The organism is Streptococcus sp. Marseille-Q6379, from assembly GCF_965119505.1.
Map to the genome: position 1 here is coordinate 84,892 of NZ_CBCPLV010000001.1, position 19,316 is coordinate 104,207.

Sequence of the window (19,316 nt, forward strand, 5' to 3'; positions counted from 1 at the left end):
TTTTGACTATATTATGGTAAAATGAAAGTTATATCAAATGAATGACATAAAGTTGACCGGTTCGTTTTTATAAGGGCTGGTCATGGATAAAAAGAGGGATCAAACATGGCTAAACAAACTTTTGAGATGACCTTTGCAGGACGCCCGCTTGTCGTTGAAGTTGGGCAGATAGCCAAGCAGGCTAATGGTGCTGTCGTCGTGCGTTATGGAGATACAACGGTATTATCAACAGCTGTTATGTCTAAAAAGATGGCAACTGCAGATTTCTTTCCTTTACAGGTTAATTATGAGGAAAAAATGTATGCAGCTGGTAAGTTCCCGGGGGGCTTTAACAAGCGTGAGGGTCGTCCCTCAACAGATGCCACGTTGACTGCTCGCCTCATTGACCGTCCTATTCGTCCTATGTTTGCGGAAGGCTTCCGAAATGAAGTTCAAGTCATTAACACCGTCCTCTCTTATGATGAGAATGCTAGTGCTCCGATGGCAGCTATGTTTGGCAGCTCTTTAGCTCTTTCTATTTCTGACATTCCTTTCAATGGTCCGATTGCTGGGGTTCAAGTGGCCTATGCCGCAGAAGATTTCATCATCAACCCAAGTGCAGCGGATAAGGAAATTTCACTTTTAGACTTGACAGTGGCAGGTACCAAGGAAGCTATCAATATGGTAGAGTCGGGTGCTCAGGAATTGTCTGAGGATATTATGTTGCAAGCACTCTTGAAGGGACATGAGGCTATTCAAGAGTTGGTTGATTTCCAAAATTATATCGTTGCAGCTGTCGGTAAGGAAAAGGCTGAGGTTGAACTTCTACAAGTTGATGCTGATTTGAAAGTCGAAATCGAAACGGCTTATTATGATCAGTTAGCTAAGGCTGTTCAGGTGGAAGAAAAACTGGCGCGTGAAGCAGCAACCCACGCTGTTAAAGAAGAGGTCCTTACTTCTTATCAAGAACGCTTTGCAGAAGATGAAGATAAGGAAACCATTCTGCGTGATGTAGCAGAAATCCTTGAGCAGATGGAACATGCTGAAGTACGCCGTCTCATTACCGAGGATAAGGTTCGTCCAGATGGTCGTCGTGTGGATGAAATCCGTCCTTTGGACGCAGAGATTGACTTTCTTCCTAAGGTTCATGGTTCAGGTCTCTTTACACGTGGACAAACTCAAGCCTTGTCAGTTTTGACTTTAGCACCTATGAGTGATACACAACTTGTTGATGGTTTGGATCCAGAGTATAAGAAACGCTTCCTTCACCACTATAATTTCCCTCAGTATTCAGTGGGTGAAACAGGGCGTTACGGTGCACCAGGTCGACGTGAAATAGGTCACGGAGCCCTAGGTGAACGTGCCCTTGCTCAGGTTCTTCCAAGTGTTGAAGAGTTCCCTTATGCTATCCGTTTGGTAGCAGAAGTCTTGGAGTCAAATGGTTCTTCCTCACAAGCCTCTATTTGTGCAGGAACCTTGGCTCTTATGGCTGGTGGTGTACCGATTAAGGCGCCTGTTGCAGGGATAGCTATGGGGCTTATCTCAGATGGTACTAACTACACTGTCCTGACTGATATTCAAGGTTTAGAAGACCATTTTGGAGATATGGACTTTAAAGTAGCTGGTACACGTCAAGGAATTACAGCTCTTCAGATGGATATTAAGATTTCAGGTATTACACCTGCCATTCTCGAAGAGGCTTTGGCTCAAGCCAAGGTAGCTCGTTTTGAGATTCTTGACGTTATTGAGTCAGCAATCGCTGAGCCACGTCCAGAATTGGCACCAACAGCGCCTAAGATTGACAGTATTCAGATTCCTGTTGACAAGATTAAGGTTGTCATCGGTAAAGGTGGCGAAACGATTGACAAGATTATCGCTGAGACTGGTGTCACTATCGATATCGATGAAGAAGGTCTTGTTCAGATTTTCTCTAGTGATCAGGATGCCATTAACCGTGCTAAAGCTATCATCTTTAATCTTGTACGTGAAGCTAAGGTTGGAGAGGTTTACACTGTACCAGTTGTGCGTATTGAAAAGTTCGGTGCCTTTGTTCACCTCTTTAATAAGACAGATGCTCTTGTCCACATCTCAGAACTAGCTTGGGAACGCACTGAGCGTGTCGAAGATGTGGTTAAGGTTGGGGACATGGTAACTGTTAAAATTATCAAAATCGATGAAAAAGGACGTATCGATGCCTCAATCAAGACCTTGCTCCCTAAGCCTGAAAAGATTGAGGACGGGGAAAATAAAGGAGAGCATCGTCACCGCCGTCGTTCTCATCACAAACCACGCCACCATAATGAAAATGGTGAAGCACCGAAAAATCCTGATAAATCAGAAACGAAAGAACAGATAGAAGAATGACAGAAAATCAAGAATTGCAAGCTTTTGATGAAACTCTAAAAGAATTTTTAAAGGAACCAGACCACTTTTTGACCAGTCTGGCTTTGGTTAATCACCTACAACGTACTCCCGTCTTGGCTGCCCAAGACCTCTACGCAGTTGAAGTGGAAGGCAAGAAGGTTGTTCCTGTCTTCACTAGTGAACAGGACTTACAATCTTTCAAAGCTACTCAAGAGAGTGCTCGAGAACAGACTTGGATAGAACGTTCAAGCTTAGATATCCTAACACAACTGGTTCAGGCAGAGCTTTTTGGTCTTGCTTTCAATTTAAAAGAGGATGGTGATTTCTCAAATACCACTCTTTTTGCAAGCAGTGAACTTATCCAGTTTATCAACTATTTCACTCAGACCTTAAATAATCTTTTGGGTGAGGAAAATCAAAAGGCAGATTCCAAAGATAAGATTTATCTTGTCCCAGCCTTTGTTCACAAGCGCGAGGAAGATGGTCAGGATGACCGTCTCTTTGCGACCATGTCGAATGCAGAGGGACAGAGTTATGTGCCAGTGTTTACGAACTTAACGAGCTTTGCAAAATGGTACGGTAACGAAACTTTTGGCCTACCTTTCCGTAAGGCTAAAGGGACGATTTTACAATGGCCACTGTCAGAAATTTACCAGCCTTCAACAGGTGAAAATGAGCTGGATAAGGTTCAAGGTATTGTCATCAATCCGTTTGATGAGCAACCTGAGTTAGTCGATTGGTCTTATTTTGAGGGGGATAGCGAGTAGACCTAGTGTTTACAGCTTTCCACTTTAAAGAAATAATAGGGCCACAACAAACAATAATAGCAATAATGATGTAAGGAGTGACCTAAATGGGTTGGTGGAAAGAAAGTATTGATATAGTAAAGAAAAATGACCCAGCAGCTCGGACGAGTCTGGAGGTTCTTTTAACCTACCCTGGATTAAAAGCCTTGGCTGCTCATCGTATCTCACATTTTCTCTGGCGCCACCATTGTCGACTCTTAGCGCGTATGCATAGTCAGTTTTGGCGCTTCTGGACTCAAATCGAGATTCACCCAGGGGCTCAGATTGCTGAAGGTGTTTTCATTGACCATGGCTCAGGCCTTGTCATTGGTGAGACAGCTGTTGTGGAGAAGGGTGCTATGCTTTACCACGGTGTCACTTTAGGTGGTACTGGTAAAGATGTCGGAAAACGTCACCCAACCGTTCGTGAGGGTGCCTTGGTTTCAGCCCATGCTCAGGTCATAGGCCCTATTGAGATTGGAAAGAATTCTAAGGTCGGTGCGGCAGCTGTGGTTGTTGCGGATGTCCCAGAAGATGTTACAGTCGTTGGTGTTCCTGCTAAGGTTGTGCGTGTTCATGGTCAAAAGGACGAAGAAGTTATCCACGATATTGAAGAAGGTCGTGAATACTATAGCGAAAAACTAGAAGACCTTCTAAAAGCAGCTAGCTTCCACTCATCACGGCTATAAGGAAAGGAAACGATGAAACTTTTTAGTTCAAAGGTGACTCGATTGACGGTCGTGGGCCCTCTTGCCCTTGTTTACATTGCTTTACATAGAGCAGACTATAGCATGGCAGCCTTGTGGTTTTGCATTGCTCTTTTATGGGGTGGTCTTGTTTTTAAGCAACGTCACAAGTAATACTTGAGTTATGAAAAATTTATTCAAAAACAATCCTTTTTTGGTCTTCTATATAGTTGGGAGTTTCCTTTCAGCTATGTCTCTCTTGGCTCAGGGTCAGCTGGTTGCGGCTATATGGATTATCATTCTTGTGATACTCTTGTGTTTATACCTAAACCATATCAAGGATAAAAAATAGTTTCCAGTTAATTGAAAGGAATCTCTAGTGATTAAAATTTATGATACGATGACGCGTTCGCTCCGTGATTTTGTACCTTTGACAGAAAATGTTGTCAATATGTATGTCTGCGGACCAACAGTTTACAATTATATTCATATCGGAAATGCCCGTTCAGCAGTAGCTTTTGATACTATTCGTCGTTATTTTGAGTATTGTGGCTACACAGTCAACTATATTTCCAACTTTACGGATGTAGATGATAAGATCATCAAGGCAGCCAATGAAGCTGGCATTTCAACTAAAGAATTGTCGGACAAGTTTATCGCGGCTTTTATGGAAGATACTGCACAGCTTGGCATTAAACCAGCGACACAAAATCCTCGTGTTATTAACTATATGGATGAAATCATTGCATTTGTGTCAACCTTGGTTGACAAAGGATTCGCCTATGTCTCTGAAGGTGATGTTTACTTCCGAGTAGCTAAGTCAAACAACTATGCTAAATTGGCTAACAAGACTTTGGAAGATCTTGAAATTGGTGCAAGCGGACGTACGGATGCTGAAACAGAACGTAAGGAGAATCCTCTGGATTTTGCCCTTTGGAAAGCTGCCAAAGAGGGAGAAGTTTCTTGGGACAGCCCGTGGGGACCTGGTCGTCCTGGTTGGCATATCGAATGTTCAGTTATGGCGACTGAAATCCTTGGAGATACCATCGACATCCATGGTGGAGGGGCAGACCTTGAGTTTCCACACCATACCAATGAAATTGCTCAATCAGAAGCCAAAACTGGCAAGACCTTCGCCAACTACTGGATGCACAACGGTTTTGTCAATGTGGACAATGAGAAAATGTCAAAATCCTTAGGTAACTTTGTAACGGTTCATGATATGCTTAAGACAGTCGATGGTCAAGTGCTTCGCTTCTTCCTAGCAACACAACAGTACCGTAAGCCAATTAACTTTACTGAAAAAGCTATTCATGATGCTGAAGTCAATCTTAAGTATTTGAAAAACACCCACAGTCTTCCATTGACAGATCAGGTGAATCAAGATGAGTTGCAAACTTATCTTGAAGCCTTCCAAGAAGCTATGGATGATGACTTTAATACAGCGAATGGTGTGACTGTTCTGTTTGACATGGCCAAATGGATTAATTCAGGCAATTATGACCAAACCGTTAAGGATGCTTTTGAAAAAATGCTCCAAGTCTTCGGTATTGTTTTCGAAGAAGAAGTCCTTGATGAATATATCGAAAAACTCATTGAAGAGCGTCAAGCAGCGCGTGACAACAAAGACTTTGCGACAGCAGACCGCATTCGCGATGAGTTAGCTGCTCAAGGTATCAAACTTCTTGATACCAAGGATGGTGTGAGGTGGACACGTGACTAAACATCTTGATGTCAACCTTATTAATGGTATTGCTCTCGCTTTTGAGGGAGATGCTGTTTATTCCTTGTACATTCGCCGTCACCTGATTTTTCAAGGTCAGACCAAGCCAAATCAATTGCACCGTCTAGCTACACGCTATGTGTCGGCAAAGGCCCAGGCTAGTCTCATTGAAAAAATGCTAGAGCAAGAGCTTTTGACTGAAAAAGAGCTAGATATCTATAAACGAGGTCGTAATGCGAATAGCCATACCAAGGCTAAAAATACAGATGTCATTACCTACAAAATGTCAACAGGCTTCGAAGCAGTCATGGGCTATCTTCATATGACTGAGGATATTGCTCGCTTAGAGGAACTAATTGCTTGGTGTATTGACGAAGTTGAAAAAGAAATCTAAAAATTCTGCCGAGAGCAGGATTTTTTGTTATTTTTTCTTGTCTCACGAAAACCACTAGCTGTGCTAGTGGTTCCGAAAAGCTTTTAGCGATGTATCAAAAAAGTCCCCCTAAAGTGTTATATTAGATAAGGTTTCCCGACCGCTAACTAATATACAAAAGGAGGACCCCTGATGAGACAGGATAATAATAGTTTAGCACATACTACATGGAATTGTAAGTATCATATTGTGTTCGCACCCAAATATCGACGTCAGATAATTTATGGGAAATACAAAGCAAGTATTGGTCAAATCTTACGATTATTATGCGAAAGAAAAGGTGTTGAAATTCATGAAGCAGAAGCTTGCCCAGACCATATTCACATGTTGGTGAGTATACCACCGAAACTAAGTATTTCCTCATTTATGGGATATTTAAAGGGCAAAAGTAGCTTAATGATATTTGATCGACACGCTAATTTAAAGTATAAATATGGGAATCGCAAATTTTGGTGTCGAGGGTTTTATGTTGATACGGTTGGACGAAATCAGAAGCGAATTGAAGAATATATTCGTAATCAATTACAAGAAGACGTGATAGCAGATCAGCTAAGTCTATTTGAGGAGTATGATCCGTTTACAGGTGAGAAGAATAAAAGAAAGTAATCTTAAAGAGACCCGCTAGACGGGTCAGCTAGCAAAGGTGGTGCTGAAGGGAAACCATTCGGTAGGCCTTTAGGCCTCGGCCGGTAGCAGAGGCTTTCAGCCGAAGAGCAAGCCACCCGTTCTCACGGGTGGTTTTGACTTAAAGGCTATAAAAATTGTGACAATTAGTTGAAACTTCAAAATTTAGATTATTTGAGAATCAAAGTAATTCAGCGATTTGACAATAAAAAATAAGATGAAACTAATATTTAGCACCTTGAAAATGAGAAAGTTAAGGGATGTCTGACACGTGTAAAACCCCGATATTATAGCGTTTTTTAATAAAACTAATTTGACAGAAAGTAAAAAAAAAGTCTATAATATTAGTAAACGAGGCCATAAAAAATGAGGAGGTGAATGGAAATAGCTAAGAAAAAAGTTTTCTATACAACTTTTGCTGCTTTGATTTTATCTAGCTTTACGCTTCAAACAGGTAAAGCAGATGAGGTTCAGGTAAAACCTGATGAAGCTAAAATAGATTATGTTAATAGTGAGGCACCGGCTCCAGTTGCTCCTCAGGCTGATCTTTCTTCAGTAGGAGCTAAGGCAGAGCCAGCGAGTCAAGTAAGTTCAGTAGTGACCTCAACGTCACTGATGGTTGTCTCTTCAAGTGAGACAGATGAGGGGCTTCTTGAGGTACATTCTCAAGTTGATATCGTGGAGACTAGCGTTTCTACGACGACACCTCATTCAGAAGAGGCTCGTGCCCAAGCTTTTGGTGAGGATCGATCAGTAGCGGCGTCTGAACGAGGAGATGCAAATCCAACATCTGATTCTGAACAAGCTAAACCAAATATTGTGCTTACTTATGATAAGTCTCGTGAGGCTACAGCGACTGCAGAGTCACAAGCTGTGACTTCAATGTATAAGAGTGAAAGTACACTATATACATCAGAACTTGCTGGAAATACACATGATGTTATTGAAAAATCAGAGTATTCTTCATTGGATTCTCATAAGACATTTGTAAGTGCAACTCATACTAGCCAAGCTATTGCAACTTCTGAAGTCGCTTCTGAGTCTGCAAGTACTGCTAGCTCTCTTGCATCTACGGCTCCAGAAACGAGTCAGTTAAATAATAATTCAGAAGATAGCTTAACTGTCCTCACGATTGGTTGGAAAGATTCATCATCAACTTCTGAGGTCTTTGAAACTTCTGAAGTGGTTTCTATGTTGCAAAGTGAGAGTTTGACCTATTCGTCAGAGGTAACCTTTACGGATGGACTCATCTCAGAAATCTTAGCGACTCCAATCACTTCTGAAGTATACACCGTTGTTCCAAAACGAGATAGTACTGGAGCGCTTCTTGAAGATCAACCTGCTGTTACAGGGAATACAGACATTCTTTATTTAGCACGTGGTGAAATCTTTAACGTCAATTTTGATGTTAACAAGATGGAAGGTAAGAAGATTAAGGGCCTTAATCTAGTCCTTGATGGCAAACAAATTCATCATAGTTACTTTGTTGAAGGAACTCTGGATGAGGTCAATGCTGGTTTGAGTGCCTACCATTTGGCAGAACAAACGACTGGTATTCATAAAATGACCTTTGAGTTGATTGATACGAATAACAATATTCATTACCTGACACAGACTTTTAGCGTCTTCAATGAAGGCGAACGTCCAGTGACACCTGATAGTTACCGTAGGAATCAGTATTCATCAACGACAACAACGACTGTACCGGTTACTTATAATACCAGTGCAAATAACTATACTGAGACCGCCAATCATATACAAGCTACGGCTGTTAATGAGTTGGCTGAGACAACTAGAGCGTTAACACAGCAATTAGCAGAACAAATTGCTGAGGTTTTGAGTGGTTGGTCTTCAGCGATTTCTGGAAATAATTCAACAAGCACAGGTTCAATTGATATCTTCCAAGCGGCAGGTAAAACCATTACTCAAGCTGCGAGAAAGATTGCAGAATCAATCTCAGATCCAGATACAATTGGTAAGCAAGCTTTGGCTGCTGCAACTGTTGTTCTAGTTCTCCTAGTGCTTTACCTAGCAGCAATTACATTTATTTAACATGCTTTGCCCTCGTAAGAGGGCTTTTTTTATGATAGAATTAGCTTATGAAAACAACTAAAGAAACAAGTCTAGACATTGTTTATGGTGTGCACGCCGTAACAGAGAGTCTAGAAGCAAATACTGGTAATAAACTCTATATTCAAGATGATCTTCGAGGGAAAAATGTTGATGCCATTAAGGCCTTGGCAGCTGAAAAGAAGGTTTCCATCTCTTGGACACCTAAGAAAACCTTGTCTGATATGACAGGTGGGGCTGTGCATCAAGGTTTTGTTCTTCGTGTGTCAGAGTTCGCTTATTCTGAGCTCTCAGTTATTATGGATAAGGCTGAACAAGAGGAGAATCCTCTAGTCCTCATTTTAGATGGACTTAACGACCCTCATAACTTTGGTTCTATCCTACGTACAGCTGATGCTACTCAGGTGACAGGAGTTATTATTCCTAAGCATCGTGCTGTGGGGGTAACACCTGTTGTTGCTAAGACATCAACAGGGGCCGTGGAGCATATTCCCATTGCCCGAGTGACTAATCTTAGCCAAACTCTTGATAAGCTTAAAGTAGCAGGCTTCTGGGTGTTTGGAACGGATATGGATGGGACCCCATCTCATAAATGGAATACAGCTGGAAAGGTTGCCCTTATCATTGGTAATGAAGGTAAGGGAATCTCTGCTAACATCAAGAAACAAGTGGATGAGATGATTACTATACCCATGAGTGGTCATGTGCAGAGCCTTAATGCCAGTGTGGCAGCAGCAGTTCTCATGTATGAAGTTTATCGAAACCGATTGTAACTATGAAAAAAAGAATACTTCTAGTTGATGGTTATAATATGATTGCCTTTTGGCAAGAAACCCGTCAACTCTTTAAGACCAATCAGCTTGATGAAGCTCGTGAAACATTGCTTCGTAAGCTCAATCATTATGCTAACTTTGAACATATTGATATTATCTGTGTGTTTGATGCCCAGTTTGTTCCAGGAAGTCGTCAGCGTTATGATCAGTATCGTATCAGTGTTATTTTTACTGAGGAAGATGAGACAGCAGATAGCTATATTGAGCGCGCAGCGGCTGAGATGAATACTGTTCAAAATTTAGTTGAAGTAGCAACTAGTGACTTAAATGAACAGTGGGCTATCTTTTCACAAGGAGCTTTGCGTGTTTCGGCGCGTGAGTTGCAAGAGCGTGTCAATACTGTTAAGTCTGACTTAGACAAGATGTCGGCACATATTGACTTAAAGACACCAAAACTACGTCCATGGGACGATGCACAATTAGGGAAATTACAGGACCTTTTAAATGAAATAGAATAGAGGGACATATGACATTTAACATTTTGACAGATTCCACAGCAGATCTAGATGAAAAATGGGCTCAGGAGAATAAGGTAGAGCTCGTTGGTTTGACCATCACGCTTGATGATATTGCCTATGAGACCGTTGGTCCTAACCGTTTAACGAGTGACCGTCTCTTAGAACGTATGCAAGAAGGCAGTCAGCCCACCACAAGCCAGGTGAATGTTGGTCAATTTGAAGAGGTTTTTCGTCGTCATGCTAAAAATGGTGATGCTCTTCTCTATATTGCCTTCTCATCAGTGCTTTCAGGTACTTATCAAAGTGCTGTTATGGCGCGTGACATGATTTTGGATGAATACCCAGAAGCTGTCATTGAGATTGTAGATACTCTAGCGGCAGCAGGTGGGGAAGGTTATCTCTCTATCTTGGCGGCAGAAGCTCGTGACCAAGGTAAGAGCTTATCTGAAACGAAAGCTATGATTGAGGACATTCTGCCACGTTTACGGACCTATTTCTTAGTTGATGATCTCTACCATTTGATGCGTGGGGGGCGCCTTTCTAAGAGCTCAGCCATTATTGGTAGTTTGATTAATATCAAACCTCTCCTTTGGTTAGATGCTTCAGGCAAGTTGGTTCCTCTGGCCAAGATTCGTGGACGTAAAAAAGCTATTAAAGAAATGGTCCTACAAGCTACTCAGGATATTGGACATAGCACAGCAATTGTCGCTTATGCCAATGATATTGAAGCTGCGGAGAATCTAAAACAGGACTTGTTAGCAGTTGACGGCATTGAGCAAGTTCTCATTCTGCCACTTGGGCCAGTCATCTCTACCCACGTCGGACCAGATACCTTGGCCGTCTTCACGATTGGTAAAGAAGCTAGATAGAAAAGTGTCAGATAGGATTTCCTATCTGATTTTTTGTTTTCTGAAATGCTAGATTAATAGAATATAAAAAGATAATCTATACAAAATGAATGATATATTTGACATAACGTAAAATAATGCTATAATGAATCTAGAAAATGGAGGAAACAAAATGAAGAAGTCAAAGAAAAAAGTAGCTAGCACGATGGATGAACGTGCTCAGTTGATCAGCGGAGAATCTTCTGCTAGAGGTTATTGGATAGCCATGCTTGGTATGTTTGTAACGATTATGGTTGCTAGTAAGACACACTCCGTCGAATTAGTGCAGTCACTATTAATCATCACTTTCTTTGGTTCTATGTGCCTAGTATTAGTTCACAGCGTATCACGTAATGGGCATCCATGGTTGCTAGACAAAAAACTTGAGAAGAAGATGCTTATAATTTCCTGGGTAATGTGTTTTTTGGGAATTTTTATATTGCTAATGGGCCTCTTAAGTCTATTTCAGTCGTTTAAGATAGGGAAGAATCTTATGAGTAGTGTAGCATTTTTGACATTGGGTTTGACCCTTATTTGTGACTGCTGGGTTATTATTAAAAGAATCAAGAAGAACCGTCTGGAAGAACAGGAAGACGAAGAGTAGGTTTTTTAAATGAAAAATTTAAAAATGAAGTCAGCGCGTGTAGCAAAGGATCTCACTCAACAGGGGTTGGCAGATGCTATAGGAGTCTCTCGTCAGACTATCTCAGCTATTGAAAAGGGAGACTACAACCCGACTATAAATCTGTGTATTGCTATCTGCAAAACTCTGGACAAAACTTTAGACCAGCTTTTTTGGGAATCTGAGGATTAATTTGTACCCCCTTAGAGGTTAATTAGGTATGATTTCTAGTCTTACACCTTATAAAATTAGAGACTAAAAAAATACAAAAAATAAAAGAAAAACACCTCAAAATGACTTGCCTTGGACGTGTTTTTTTGATATTATGTTAAACGGTATTGTTTACCCCATTTGAAAGGCCCCGGAACCTTCCAAATACTTTTCGATGGGAAGGAACACCCATCACTCGTAAACAAAAATCGAACTATATATAGGAGAAATCATGAACAAAACAACATTTATGGCTAAACCAGGCCAAGTTGAACGTAAATGGTATGTCGTTGACGCAACTGATGTGCCACTTGGACGTCTTTCTGCAGTAGTTGCTAGCGTACTTCGCGGAAAAAACAAACCAACTTTCACACCACACACTGATACAGGTGACTTCGTAATCGTTATCAATGCTGAAAAAGTTAAATTGACTGGTAAAAAAGCAACTGATAAGATCTACTACACTCACTCAATGTACCCAGGTGGATTGAAACAAATCTCAGCAGGTGAACTTCGTTCTAAAAATGCTGTTCGTTTGATTGAAAAATCAGTTAAAGGTATGCTTCCACACAACACTCTTGGACGCGCACAAGGTATGAAATTGAAAGTCTTCGTTGGCGGTGAGCACACTCACGCTGCACAACAACCAGAAGTACTTGATATCTCAGGACTTATCTAATTCTAAGAGGAAAGGAGCACTAATATAATGGCACAAGCACAATATGCAGGTACAGGACGCCGTAAAAACGCCGTTGCACGCGTACGTTTGGTTCCAGGTACTGGTAAAATCACAGTTAACAAAAAAGATGTAGAAGAATACATCCCACACGCAGACCTTCGTCTCGTTATCAACCAACCTTTCGCAGTTACTTCAACTGAAGGTTCATACGACGTACACGTTAACGTTGTAGGTGGTGGATACGCTGGTCAATCAGGTGCGATCCGTCACGGTATCGCTCGTGCACTTCTTCAAGTAGATCCAGACTTCCGCGATTCATTGAAACGCGCTGGACTTCTTACTCGTGATGCACGTATGGTTGAACGTAAGAAACCAGGTCTTAAGAAAGCTCGTAAAGCTAGCCAGTTCTCAAAACGTTAATTCGTTACTGGACAGCAGAGTCCAAACGAAAACACTTTGCAACTTGCAAGGTGTTTTTTTGTATGAGAATTGGCGGTGCGCAATTAGGATAGCTCTAGCGACTTTAGTCGCATAGAGATATGCTATGCATAGTTGCCCCAAGAAAATAAGCGAAGCGACATTTGATTGGATGGCAACCACTGCACTCAAAACGTTAATCAATACGATTATATCAACGTTTCAACGTACTCACAGGTTTACCCTATGGGTGCTTTTTTGTATAGATTTCTGAAAAATTGTTCAAAATCTTACTAGAGTTTTGTCTTCATCTTGAAATTCTGACAATAATGTGATATATTTATAACAGATAAGGCGTGATGTATTTATAACATGGTGAAAGAAGGTGACGAAAATGAAAATGTCGAAGAACTTAAAGATAATCCTTTATATCGCTAGCGTGCTTATTGTTGTATGTTTAGTTTTATTGCTGGGGAATCACCTACCGATTCTAGCAAAAGGTGCTATTATGACGATGTCTTGGCTTCCTACGTATTTGGCTTGTACGATGCAATCGGTCCTCTCAAAATCAACCTATCAAAAGAAAGAGAAAAATATGTTTGGGATTACTGCAAAATTATATACAGTGCTTGTACTTCTCTCGTCATCGATCTATACAATTGGAGTTTGGCTTCTAACTCCTGGTTCTTTGATTAAGAATATAATGTTAGGAATTGGATTAAGTGTTCAATTGTTATTAATGTTTTACTTCTTATTCAAGAGAATTAATGAAGAACCTGATGAACGATTTTATAGAAATATTGCAAAGTCCTCTTCCATTTTGTTTACAATAGCAATCTTTATATTATTGGGAATTGCAACCTTGATAGCCGTCTGTAAAGTTTTCGTTTTGAATGCTGGATTTCTTTATATTTTGGTGGCTTTTTTACTCTTATTATTTGCCATTACTTACTTTATCATTGAAAAAAGGGGATGAAATATGGCGAAAGAAAGTAAAATAAAGACTAACTTGAAAGAAGTAAGGGAAGCTTATGGTATGACTCAACAAGATTTAGCAGATCAAGTAGGAATACGGAGAGAAACGATTGTTCACTTGGAAAATAACCGCTACAACCCTTCGTTGGAAATGGCTTTAAAAATAGCACAAGTCTTTAATAAACAAGTGGAAGAACTATTTCGTCTGAAATAAGAGAAGTAAAATAATCCAATTGATTTGTGTATTAGTTTTTTGGAGACTTGTTATTCTGAGAAGAGGTCTTGGTAAGAGGGAGTGTTTTCAAAGGAATTTTCTTGACTTCACCTTAGTTGAAACGCTTTTAAAAATAAGATAATAGTTTATTTTTCAAGCATTTTAACCCAATAATAGAACTTTTTAGGCCGAAATACTTTCAAAAATGCTAATGTTTCTCTAATCTATTCAATTTTGAGGTCTTGCATATTATGTAGTTATCATACAAAAGCGCTCAAAGTGAATGAGTACATTCATTTGAAAGATGATATTGTTATATACTTCAAACATATTATCAGTAAAGGGTTTTATATGTCTATTAAATATCTCTTGATTTTTGGCCAAAAAACTTCACATAATAATGAATGTATATTTTACAAATTATGCTTTTATATATGATTTAAATTTGTATTTAAACTTAGCAGAGGACGTAATAAATTACCTAAAATAACATTAAAATTAAAAACGATTAATTATTACTATTTGGTAACAGACTTCAAAAACCCTTTGTTTGTAGGAATTGTAGGATATATTAAAAATTTAAAAAAGTTTTTAAAAATTGTTGACATATCTCTAAATAGTGTTATAATCTATAAATGTCAGGGAGGTCCTGATACTAAATATATAATAATCCATTAGAGGAGAAACAATTATGAAAAAAGTATTGCTTACATCAGCTGCAGTTCTTGCAGTATTCGCTTCATCAGCAGCAGTTTTCGCTAACGACGGTAACGTTCACACTGGAAACCTTGATAACAAAACTGAAGCAACTGGTGGTGACTTCTTCACAAACAACGAAGGTGGTCTTACTCAAGCTGCTAAAGATGGTCTTAACAACGTTGACGCAGATTCAACTAAACAAAAATTTGAAGATGCTGGTGAACACATCGAACCAAAACGTGATGCTAACGGAAACATCATCAAAGATGAATTTGTAGTTACTGATAAAGCTAACGCTAACAAAGACGCTAAAGAAGAAGCTAAAGCTGTTAAAGCTGCAGAAAAGAAAGCTCCAGCAGCTAAAGCTGAAGCTAAAGCTCTTCCAAACACAGCAGCTGTTAAATAATTAACTGTTATTGCTAAAAAGAATATCACTGGAGCTTAAGCTTCGGTGATATTTTTCTATGGATAAAGAAAAGGATTTGACATTTCATGAGTAATCACAATCGTAAATCTAATGGATCTCGCAATAAACTGATTGCTGGGATTTCTGCCGTAGTAATTGCTGCTTTGGCAATTTTCCTTGGCTTCCAGTTTATGTCTCCAACAGCATCATCCTCTAATGGTGTTAAGAGTGTTTTAACGACTAAAAAAGCAAACACTTATAAAGTTTCAGATGAGGAGAAAGCCTACCTCAAAAATAAATTTGATGGTCTTGAGGCAACAAACCCTGATACTATCGCTTATGTCTATGCACCAGGGACTAAATTGGATGAGCCGGTTGTTCAAACAACGGACAATTCAACCTATTTAGATAAAACATTCGATGGAGGAAACGTTCCATATTTGGGAACTGTCTTCATGGATACAGACAATAAGAAAGATTTCAGTGATCGTTTGACTTGGCTCTTCGGCCATGCTCGAGGCAGTAAGGTTGCTGATAGTCGTATGTTCAACGATGTTAACTACTATAGTGATCAGTCGTTCTTTGATAAACACAAATATGTTGTTATTGAGACGCCTCAACGTAAGTACTATTATGAAGCGCTTGCTATGGTAATTGTGCCTGAAGACACAGCTTTCTATCGTACATCATTTGAAAGCGATAAAGACTTTAAACAACAGTTGGATATTATCTATGATCAAGCAAGTGTTAAAAACAAGGACTTGAAGGTTAGTGCTTCAGATAAATACCTCGTTCTTTCTACTTGTCGTGAGGAAGATGAAACGATTCGTGCCAATCTCTACTTACGTCAAATTCCAGATTCTGAAATGTCTGATTTTGTAGCTAAACATGGTAAAGATTTGGAATACACACCAACACGCTAATCATTAACAAAAACTCTACTTCAGTATGAAGTAGAGTTTTTATCTTGTCTAAGAAAACTGCTCTTTTCAATCGTCGTGGAGTTGAGATGTAACCGTTTATTAATCTTTTTTATCATCAATGGATAAGTTTTTTTGGTACACTAGAAGTATGAAAAAGGAGAGTATTATGAAACAGAGCCAGGCTAAAAAGCGTGACAATGCGATGACTAATAAGATTTTGATGGGGTTAATTGCTCTTGTCTTAGGTTTGCTTTTTCTTGAGATTTTAATTGTTCATAGTAAGAACGAACAGCAAAAGAATGCCTCGAACCAGGTACAGACAGCACGTATCATGGCTAATGGGGACTTGCTCTATCATGATGGTCTCTATATGAGTGCCCTGCAGGAAGATGGTAGCTATGATTTCACGGAGAATTTTACTTATGTGAAGCCGTGGTTAAGGCAGGCTGATTTGGTTTTGGGTGATTTTGAGGGAACGATCAATCCTGATTATCCTTTGTCAGGCTATCCTCTGTTTAATGCTCCTCAATCAGTGACTGCAGCTATTAAGGATGCTGGCTATGATGTTATGGATTTGGCTCATAATCATATCTTGGATTCTGGTTTAGAGGGAGCTTTTACAACGGCTGATGCTTTTAAAGAGGTGGGCATTGATCCTGTTGGTGTTTATGAAAAGCCGGTGCGTGATAAGGCACCACTCCTCATCAAGAATATTAATGGTATCAAGGTTGCAATACTTTCCTATGCTTATGGTTACAATGGCCTAGAGTCGAACTTAACGGATAAAGAGGTTGCAGACCACTTATCGAATTTGGATGAAAAACGTATGAAAGCTGAGATTCAGCGTGCAGAAAAAGAAGCAGATATCACGGTTATCATGCCTCAGATGGGTGTTGAGTATCGTTTGGAACCGACAGATGAACAGGTTAAACTTTATCATAAGATGATTGATTGGGGTGCCGATATTATCTTTGGAGGTCATCCTCATGTGGTTGAGCCTTCAGAGGTGGTTAAAAAAGATGGTCAGCAAAAACTTATTATTTACTCAATGGGGAATTTTATCTCTAACCAGCGCATAGAGACTATGGATGGTGTGGATAGTGCAGAGTGGACAGAGAGAGGTGTCTTAATGGATGTGACCCTTGAGAAAAAGAATGGTCAAACCACGATTAAGACGGCTCAAGCACATCCGACTTGGGTTAACCGTATGCCTAAAGGAACAACTTCGCCAGAGGGGTATCCTTTGTATACTTACCAAACTTATATTTTAGAGGATTTCATTAAAGGTGGTAAATATAGAAATAAATTAGATGAAGAGACCAAAGAACGTATCGATACTGCCTATAAAGAAATGAATGCCCATGTTAATTTAAAATGGAAATAAAGCTAAGATATCGCCTAAATTTGGCGGTATTTTTTGTTTATCGACAAGTTACCCACAGACTTATCCACAGGTGTGGATAAGTCTGTTAACTGTGTTGAATATTGATTTTTCAAGGTTTTAAAAGAAGGAAATTGTTTAGGTTGTGAACAAGTTTATCCACAAGTAGTTAGGTCAAAGAGAGGATGTTTTCATAAACGATAATGATTAAATGTTGCTGAAACATTCGTCTTTTTCAAGAAAAAAAGGCAATTTTCATAAAAAATAGCATTTTTAATCAAAATATGCTAAAATTATACAAAATAAAATGATGGAGGCTTCTCATGAAAGCAATTATTACAGTTGTAGGTAAGGACAAAGCAGGTATTGTTGCGGGTGTTGCGACTAAGGTAGCAGAACTTGGTTTGAATATTGATGATATTTCTCAAACAGTCCTTGATGAATTCTTTACCATGATGGCGGTTGTATCATCGGAAGGCAAACAAGATTTTACACACCTACGTGCTGAATTGGAAGCCTTTGGTGAGTCATTGAACGTTAAAATCAACATCCAAAGTTCAGCGATTTTTGATGCGATGCACAACTTGTAAGATAGGAGTAGCTTAAAATGGATATTAAACAGGTCACAGAAACCATTGCCATGATTGAGGAACAGAATTTTGATGTTCGTACCATTACCATGGGAATCTCACTCCTAGACTGTATCGATTCAGATATCGATAAGGCAGCGGAAAAAGTCTATAACAAGATTGTATCTAAGGCTAAGGATTTGGTAACTGTTGGCGACGAGATTGCGGCTGAACTTGGTATTCCGATTGTTAATAAACGTGTATCTGTTACTCCGATTTCAATCATCGGTGCGGCAACAGATGCTACAGACTATGTACCTTTTGCGAAGGCGCTTGACCGAGCAGCTAAGGAAATCGGCGTTAACTTTATTGGTGGTTTCTCTGCGCTCGTTCAAAAGGGTTACCAAAAAGGTGATGAGATTCTTATCAATTCTATTCCACGTGCGCTTGCTGAGACTGATTTTGTCTGTTCGTCTGTCAACATTGGTTCAACAAAGACCGGTATTAACATGACAGCAGTACGTGACATGGGACGTATCATCAAAGAGGCTTCTCAGGCAGATCCAATGGGTCCAGGTAAATTGGTTGTCTTTGCCAATGCGGTTGAAGATAATCCATTTATGGCAGGTGCCTTCCACGGTGTTGGTGAGGCTGATGTTGTAATCAATGTTGGGGTTTCAGGTCCTGGTGTTGTGCAACGTGCAGTTGAGAAAGTTCCAGGCGAAAGTTTCGATGTTTTAGCTGAAACAGTTAAGAAGACTGCCTTCAAAATCACACGTGTTGGTCAGTTGGTTGGTCAAATGGCCAGTGAACGTCTTGGTGTCGAGTTCGGTATTGTGGATTTGTCTCTTGCGCCAACACCAGCAGTTGGTGATTCAGTAGCCCGTGTCCTTGAAGCGATGGGTCTTGAGGTTGTTGGTACGCATGGTACTACTGCAGCTCTAGCCCTTCTTAACGACCAGGTTAAAAAAGGTGGTATCATGGCATGTAACCAAGTTGGTGGTTTGTCAGGTGCTTTTATTCCAGTTTCTGAAGATGAAGGTATGATTGCTGCGGTTCAATCTGGTCATATCAACCTTGAAAAATTGGAAGCCATGACAGCTATCTGTTCTGTTGGTCTAGACATGATTGCTATTCCTGCTGATACGCCAGATACAACAATCGCGGCCATGATTGCTGATGAAGCAGCTATCGGTGTCATTAACCAGAAAACAACAGCTGTTCGTATCATTCCTTATGGTAAGGAAGGTGACATGTTGGAACTTGGAGGTCTTCTTGGTTATGCACCGGTAATGAAGGTAAACAAAGCTTCATCGGCTGACTTCATTGCGCGTGGTGGTCAAATCCCAGCTCCTGTTCACAGCTTTAAAAACTAAGCG

General features: G+C 40.0%; 21 protein-coding genes. All 21 read left to right on the forward strand.

Annotated features, from left to right (window positions below; genetic code table 11):
* The first annotated feature begins 105 nt into the window (after positions 1-105).
* The 21 genes from pnp (at position 106) to ACWPVZ_RS00605 (ending at position 19,313) form a co-directional block, all read left to right on the forward strand.
* Complete coding sequence (pnp, locus tag ACWPVZ_RS00505; RefSeq protein ID WP_414341370.1) at positions 106-2,343, forward strand: polyribonucleotide nucleotidyltransferase; 2,238 nt, start codon at positions 106-108, stop codon at positions 2,341-2,343.
* Positions 2,340-3,110 (forward strand): SseB family protein, encoded by a 771-nt coding sequence (locus ACWPVZ_RS00510; RefSeq protein ID WP_410531716.1) that lies wholly within the window; start codon positions 2,340-2,342, stop codon positions 3,108-3,110. The genes pnp and ACWPVZ_RS00510 overlap by 4 nt, the downstream gene beginning before the upstream one ends.
* Before the next feature lie 86 nt (positions 3,111-3,196).
* Positions 3,197-3,817: a serine O-acetyltransferase gene (gene cysE, locus ACWPVZ_RS00515; RefSeq protein ID WP_014633706.1), complete on the forward strand. Its 621-nt coding sequence runs from the start codon at positions 3,197-3,199 to the stop codon at positions 3,815-3,817.
* A 376-nt stretch (positions 3,818-4,193) separates the two neighbouring features.
* Positions 4,194-5,537 carry a cysteine--tRNA ligase gene (gene cysS, locus ACWPVZ_RS00520; RefSeq protein ID WP_414341371.1) on the forward strand — a complete coding sequence of 448 codons (1,344 nt, stop codon included), beginning with the start codon at positions 4,194-4,196 and terminating at the stop codon, positions 5,535-5,537.
* On the forward strand, positions 5,530-5,931 hold the full coding sequence (locus ACWPVZ_RS00525; RefSeq protein ID WP_002886359.1) for a Mini-ribonuclease 3: 402 nt from the start codon (positions 5,530-5,532) through the stop codon (positions 5,929-5,931). The genes cysS and ACWPVZ_RS00525 overlap by 8 nt, the downstream gene beginning before the upstream one ends.
* 171 nt (positions 5,932-6,102) lie before the next feature.
* Positions 6,103-6,576 carry an IS200/IS605 family transposase gene (gene tnpA / locus ACWPVZ_RS00530; RefSeq protein WP_002891962.1) on the forward strand — a complete coding sequence of 158 codons (474 nt, stop codon included), beginning with the start codon at positions 6,103-6,105 and terminating at the stop codon, positions 6,574-6,576.
* A gap of 396 nt (positions 6,577-6,972) precedes the next feature.
* Complete coding sequence (locus ACWPVZ_RS00535; protein ID WP_060971527.1) at positions 6,973-8,646, forward strand: hypothetical protein; 1,674 nt, start codon at positions 6,973-6,975, stop codon at positions 8,644-8,646.
* Positions 8,647-8,693: 47 nt separating this feature from the next.
* Positions 8,694-9,437 carry a 23S rRNA (guanosine(2251)-2'-O)-methyltransferase RlmB gene (rlmB, locus tag ACWPVZ_RS00540; RefSeq protein WP_060971528.1) on the forward strand — a complete coding sequence of 248 codons (744 nt, stop codon included), beginning with the start codon at positions 8,694-8,696 and terminating at the stop codon, positions 9,435-9,437.
* Positions 9,438-9,439: 2 nt separating this feature from the next.
* Complete coding sequence (locus tag ACWPVZ_RS00545) at positions 9,440-9,955, forward strand: NYN domain-containing protein (RefSeq protein WP_060973211.1); 516 nt, start codon at positions 9,440-9,442, stop codon at positions 9,953-9,955.
* Positions 9,956-9,963: 8 nt separating this feature from the next.
* Entirely contained in the window at positions 9,964-10,824 is an 861-nt protein-coding gene (locus tag ACWPVZ_RS00550; protein ID WP_454380481.1) for a DegV family protein, read from the forward strand.
* A 151-nt stretch (positions 10,825-10,975) separates the two neighbouring features.
* Positions 10,976-11,446 carry a hypothetical protein gene (locus ACWPVZ_RS00555; RefSeq protein ID WP_060973213.1) on the forward strand — a complete coding sequence of 157 codons (471 nt, stop codon included), beginning with the start codon at positions 10,976-10,978 and terminating at the stop codon, positions 11,444-11,446.
* Between the two features lie 9 nt (positions 11,447-11,455).
* Complete coding sequence (locus tag ACWPVZ_RS00560; RefSeq protein WP_002886373.1) at positions 11,456-11,656, forward strand: helix-turn-helix transcriptional regulator; 201 nt, start codon at positions 11,456-11,458, stop codon at positions 11,654-11,656.
* 250 nt (positions 11,657-11,906) lie between these two features.
* The gene (gene rplM / locus ACWPVZ_RS00565) at positions 11,907-12,353 is read left to right on the forward strand and encodes a 50S ribosomal protein L13 (protein ID WP_002886374.1); all 447 of its coding nucleotides are present in this window, start codon (positions 11,907-11,909) and stop codon (positions 12,351-12,353) included.
* Between the two features lie 27 nt (positions 12,354-12,380).
* A complete protein-coding gene (gene rpsI, locus ACWPVZ_RS00570) occupies positions 12,381-12,773 on the forward strand; it encodes a 30S ribosomal protein S9 (RefSeq protein WP_002888293.1) in 393 nt (130 codons plus the stop codon).
* A 391-nt stretch (positions 12,774-13,164) separates the two neighbouring features.
* Positions 13,165-13,746 carry a hypothetical protein gene (locus ACWPVZ_RS00575; protein WP_021143452.1) on the forward strand — a complete coding sequence of 194 codons (582 nt, stop codon included), beginning with the start codon at positions 13,165-13,167 and terminating at the stop codon, positions 13,744-13,746.
* 3 nt (positions 13,747-13,749) lie between these two features.
* A complete protein-coding gene (locus ACWPVZ_RS00580) occupies positions 13,750-13,959 on the forward strand; it encodes a helix-turn-helix transcriptional regulator (protein WP_002886384.1) in 210 nt (69 codons plus the stop codon).
* A gap of 691 nt (positions 13,960-14,650) precedes the next feature.
* Entirely contained in the window at positions 14,651-15,064 is a 414-nt protein-coding gene (locus ACWPVZ_RS00585; protein ID WP_002889684.1) for an LPKTxAVK-anchored surface protein, read from the forward strand.
* Between the two features lie 86 nt (positions 15,065-15,150).
* Positions 15,151-15,987 (forward strand): class B sortase, LPKTxAVK-specific, encoded by an 837-nt coding sequence (gene srtB / locus ACWPVZ_RS00590; RefSeq protein WP_002889691.1) that lies wholly within the window; start codon positions 15,151-15,153, stop codon positions 15,985-15,987.
* 166 nt (positions 15,988-16,153) lie between these two features.
* Positions 16,154-17,371, forward strand: coding sequence for a CapA family protein (locus tag ACWPVZ_RS00595; protein ID WP_414341423.1), 1,218 nt, complete (start codon positions 16,154-16,156; stop codon positions 17,369-17,371).
* Between the two features lie 320 nt (positions 17,372-17,691).
* On the forward strand, positions 17,692-17,958 hold the full coding sequence (locus ACWPVZ_RS00600) for an ACT domain-containing protein (RefSeq protein WP_002889695.1): 267 nt from the start codon (positions 17,692-17,694) through the stop codon (positions 17,956-17,958).
* A gap of 17 nt (positions 17,959-17,975) precedes the next feature.
* On the forward strand, positions 17,976-19,313 hold the full coding sequence (locus tag ACWPVZ_RS00605; RefSeq protein WP_183139346.1) for a PFL family protein: 1,338 nt from the start codon (positions 17,976-17,978) through the stop codon (positions 19,311-19,313).
* Positions 19,314-19,316 lie beyond the last annotated feature (3 nt).

What these genes read in the sequence shown, in the direction of transcription:
- ACWPVZ_RS00550 (WP_454380481.1), top strand. Translation starts at nt 9,964, where the DNA reads ATGACATTTAACATTTTGACAGATTCCACAGCAGATCTAGATGAAAAA.
- pnp (WP_414341370.1), top strand. Translation starts at nt 106, where the DNA reads ATGGCTAAACAAACTTTTGAGATGACCTTTGCAGGACGCCCGCTTGTC.
- rpsI (WP_002888293.1), top strand. Translation starts at nt 12,381, where the DNA reads ATGGCACAAGCACAATATGCAGGTACAGGACGCCGTAAAAACGCCGTT.
- cysE (WP_014633706.1), top strand. Translation starts at nt 3,197, where the DNA reads ATGGGTTGGTGGAAAGAAAGTATTGATATAGTAAAGAAAAATGACCCA.
- tnpA (WP_002891962.1), top strand. Translation starts at nt 6,103, where the DNA reads ATGAGACAGGATAATAATAGTTTAGCACATACTACATGGAATTGTAAG.
- ACWPVZ_RS00595 (WP_414341423.1), top strand. Translation starts at nt 16,154, where the DNA reads ATGAAACAGAGCCAGGCTAAAAAGCGTGACAATGCGATGACTAATAAG.
- ACWPVZ_RS00560 (WP_002886373.1), top strand. Translation starts at nt 11,456, where the DNA reads ATGAAAAATTTAAAAATGAAGTCAGCGCGTGTAGCAAAGGATCTCACT.
- ACWPVZ_RS00535 (WP_060971527.1), top strand. Translation starts at nt 6,973, where the DNA reads ATGGAAATAGCTAAGAAAAAAGTTTTCTATACAACTTTTGCTGCTTTG.
- ACWPVZ_RS00575 (WP_021143452.1), top strand. Translation starts at nt 13,165, where the DNA reads ATGAAAATGTCGAAGAACTTAAAGATAATCCTTTATATCGCTAGCGTG.
- ACWPVZ_RS00555 (WP_060973213.1), top strand. Translation starts at nt 10,976, where the DNA reads ATGAAGAAGTCAAAGAAAAAAGTAGCTAGCACGATGGATGAACGTGCT.
- ACWPVZ_RS00580 (WP_002886384.1), top strand. Translation starts at nt 13,750, where the DNA reads ATGGCGAAAGAAAGTAAAATAAAGACTAACTTGAAAGAAGTAAGGGAA.
- ACWPVZ_RS00545 (WP_060973211.1), top strand. Translation starts at nt 9,440, where the DNA reads ATGAAAAAAAGAATACTTCTAGTTGATGGTTATAATATGATTGCCTTT.
- ACWPVZ_RS00605 (WP_183139346.1), top strand. Translation starts at nt 17,976, where the DNA reads ATGGATATTAAACAGGTCACAGAAACCATTGCCATGATTGAGGAACAG.
- ACWPVZ_RS00510 (WP_410531716.1), top strand. Translation starts at nt 2,340, where the DNA reads ATGACAGAAAATCAAGAATTGCAAGCTTTTGATGAAACTCTAAAAGAA.
- srtB (WP_002889691.1), top strand. Translation starts at nt 15,151, where the DNA reads ATGAGTAATCACAATCGTAAATCTAATGGATCTCGCAATAAACTGATT.
- rlmB (WP_060971528.1), top strand. Translation starts at nt 8,694, where the DNA reads ATGAAAACAACTAAAGAAACAAGTCTAGACATTGTTTATGGTGTGCAC.
- rplM (WP_002886374.1), top strand. Translation starts at nt 11,907, where the DNA reads ATGAACAAAACAACATTTATGGCTAAACCAGGCCAAGTTGAACGTAAA.
- ACWPVZ_RS00585 (WP_002889684.1), top strand. Translation starts at nt 14,651, where the DNA reads ATGAAAAAAGTATTGCTTACATCAGCTGCAGTTCTTGCAGTATTCGCT.
- ACWPVZ_RS00600 (WP_002889695.1), top strand. Translation starts at nt 17,692, where the DNA reads ATGAAAGCAATTATTACAGTTGTAGGTAAGGACAAAGCAGGTATTGTT.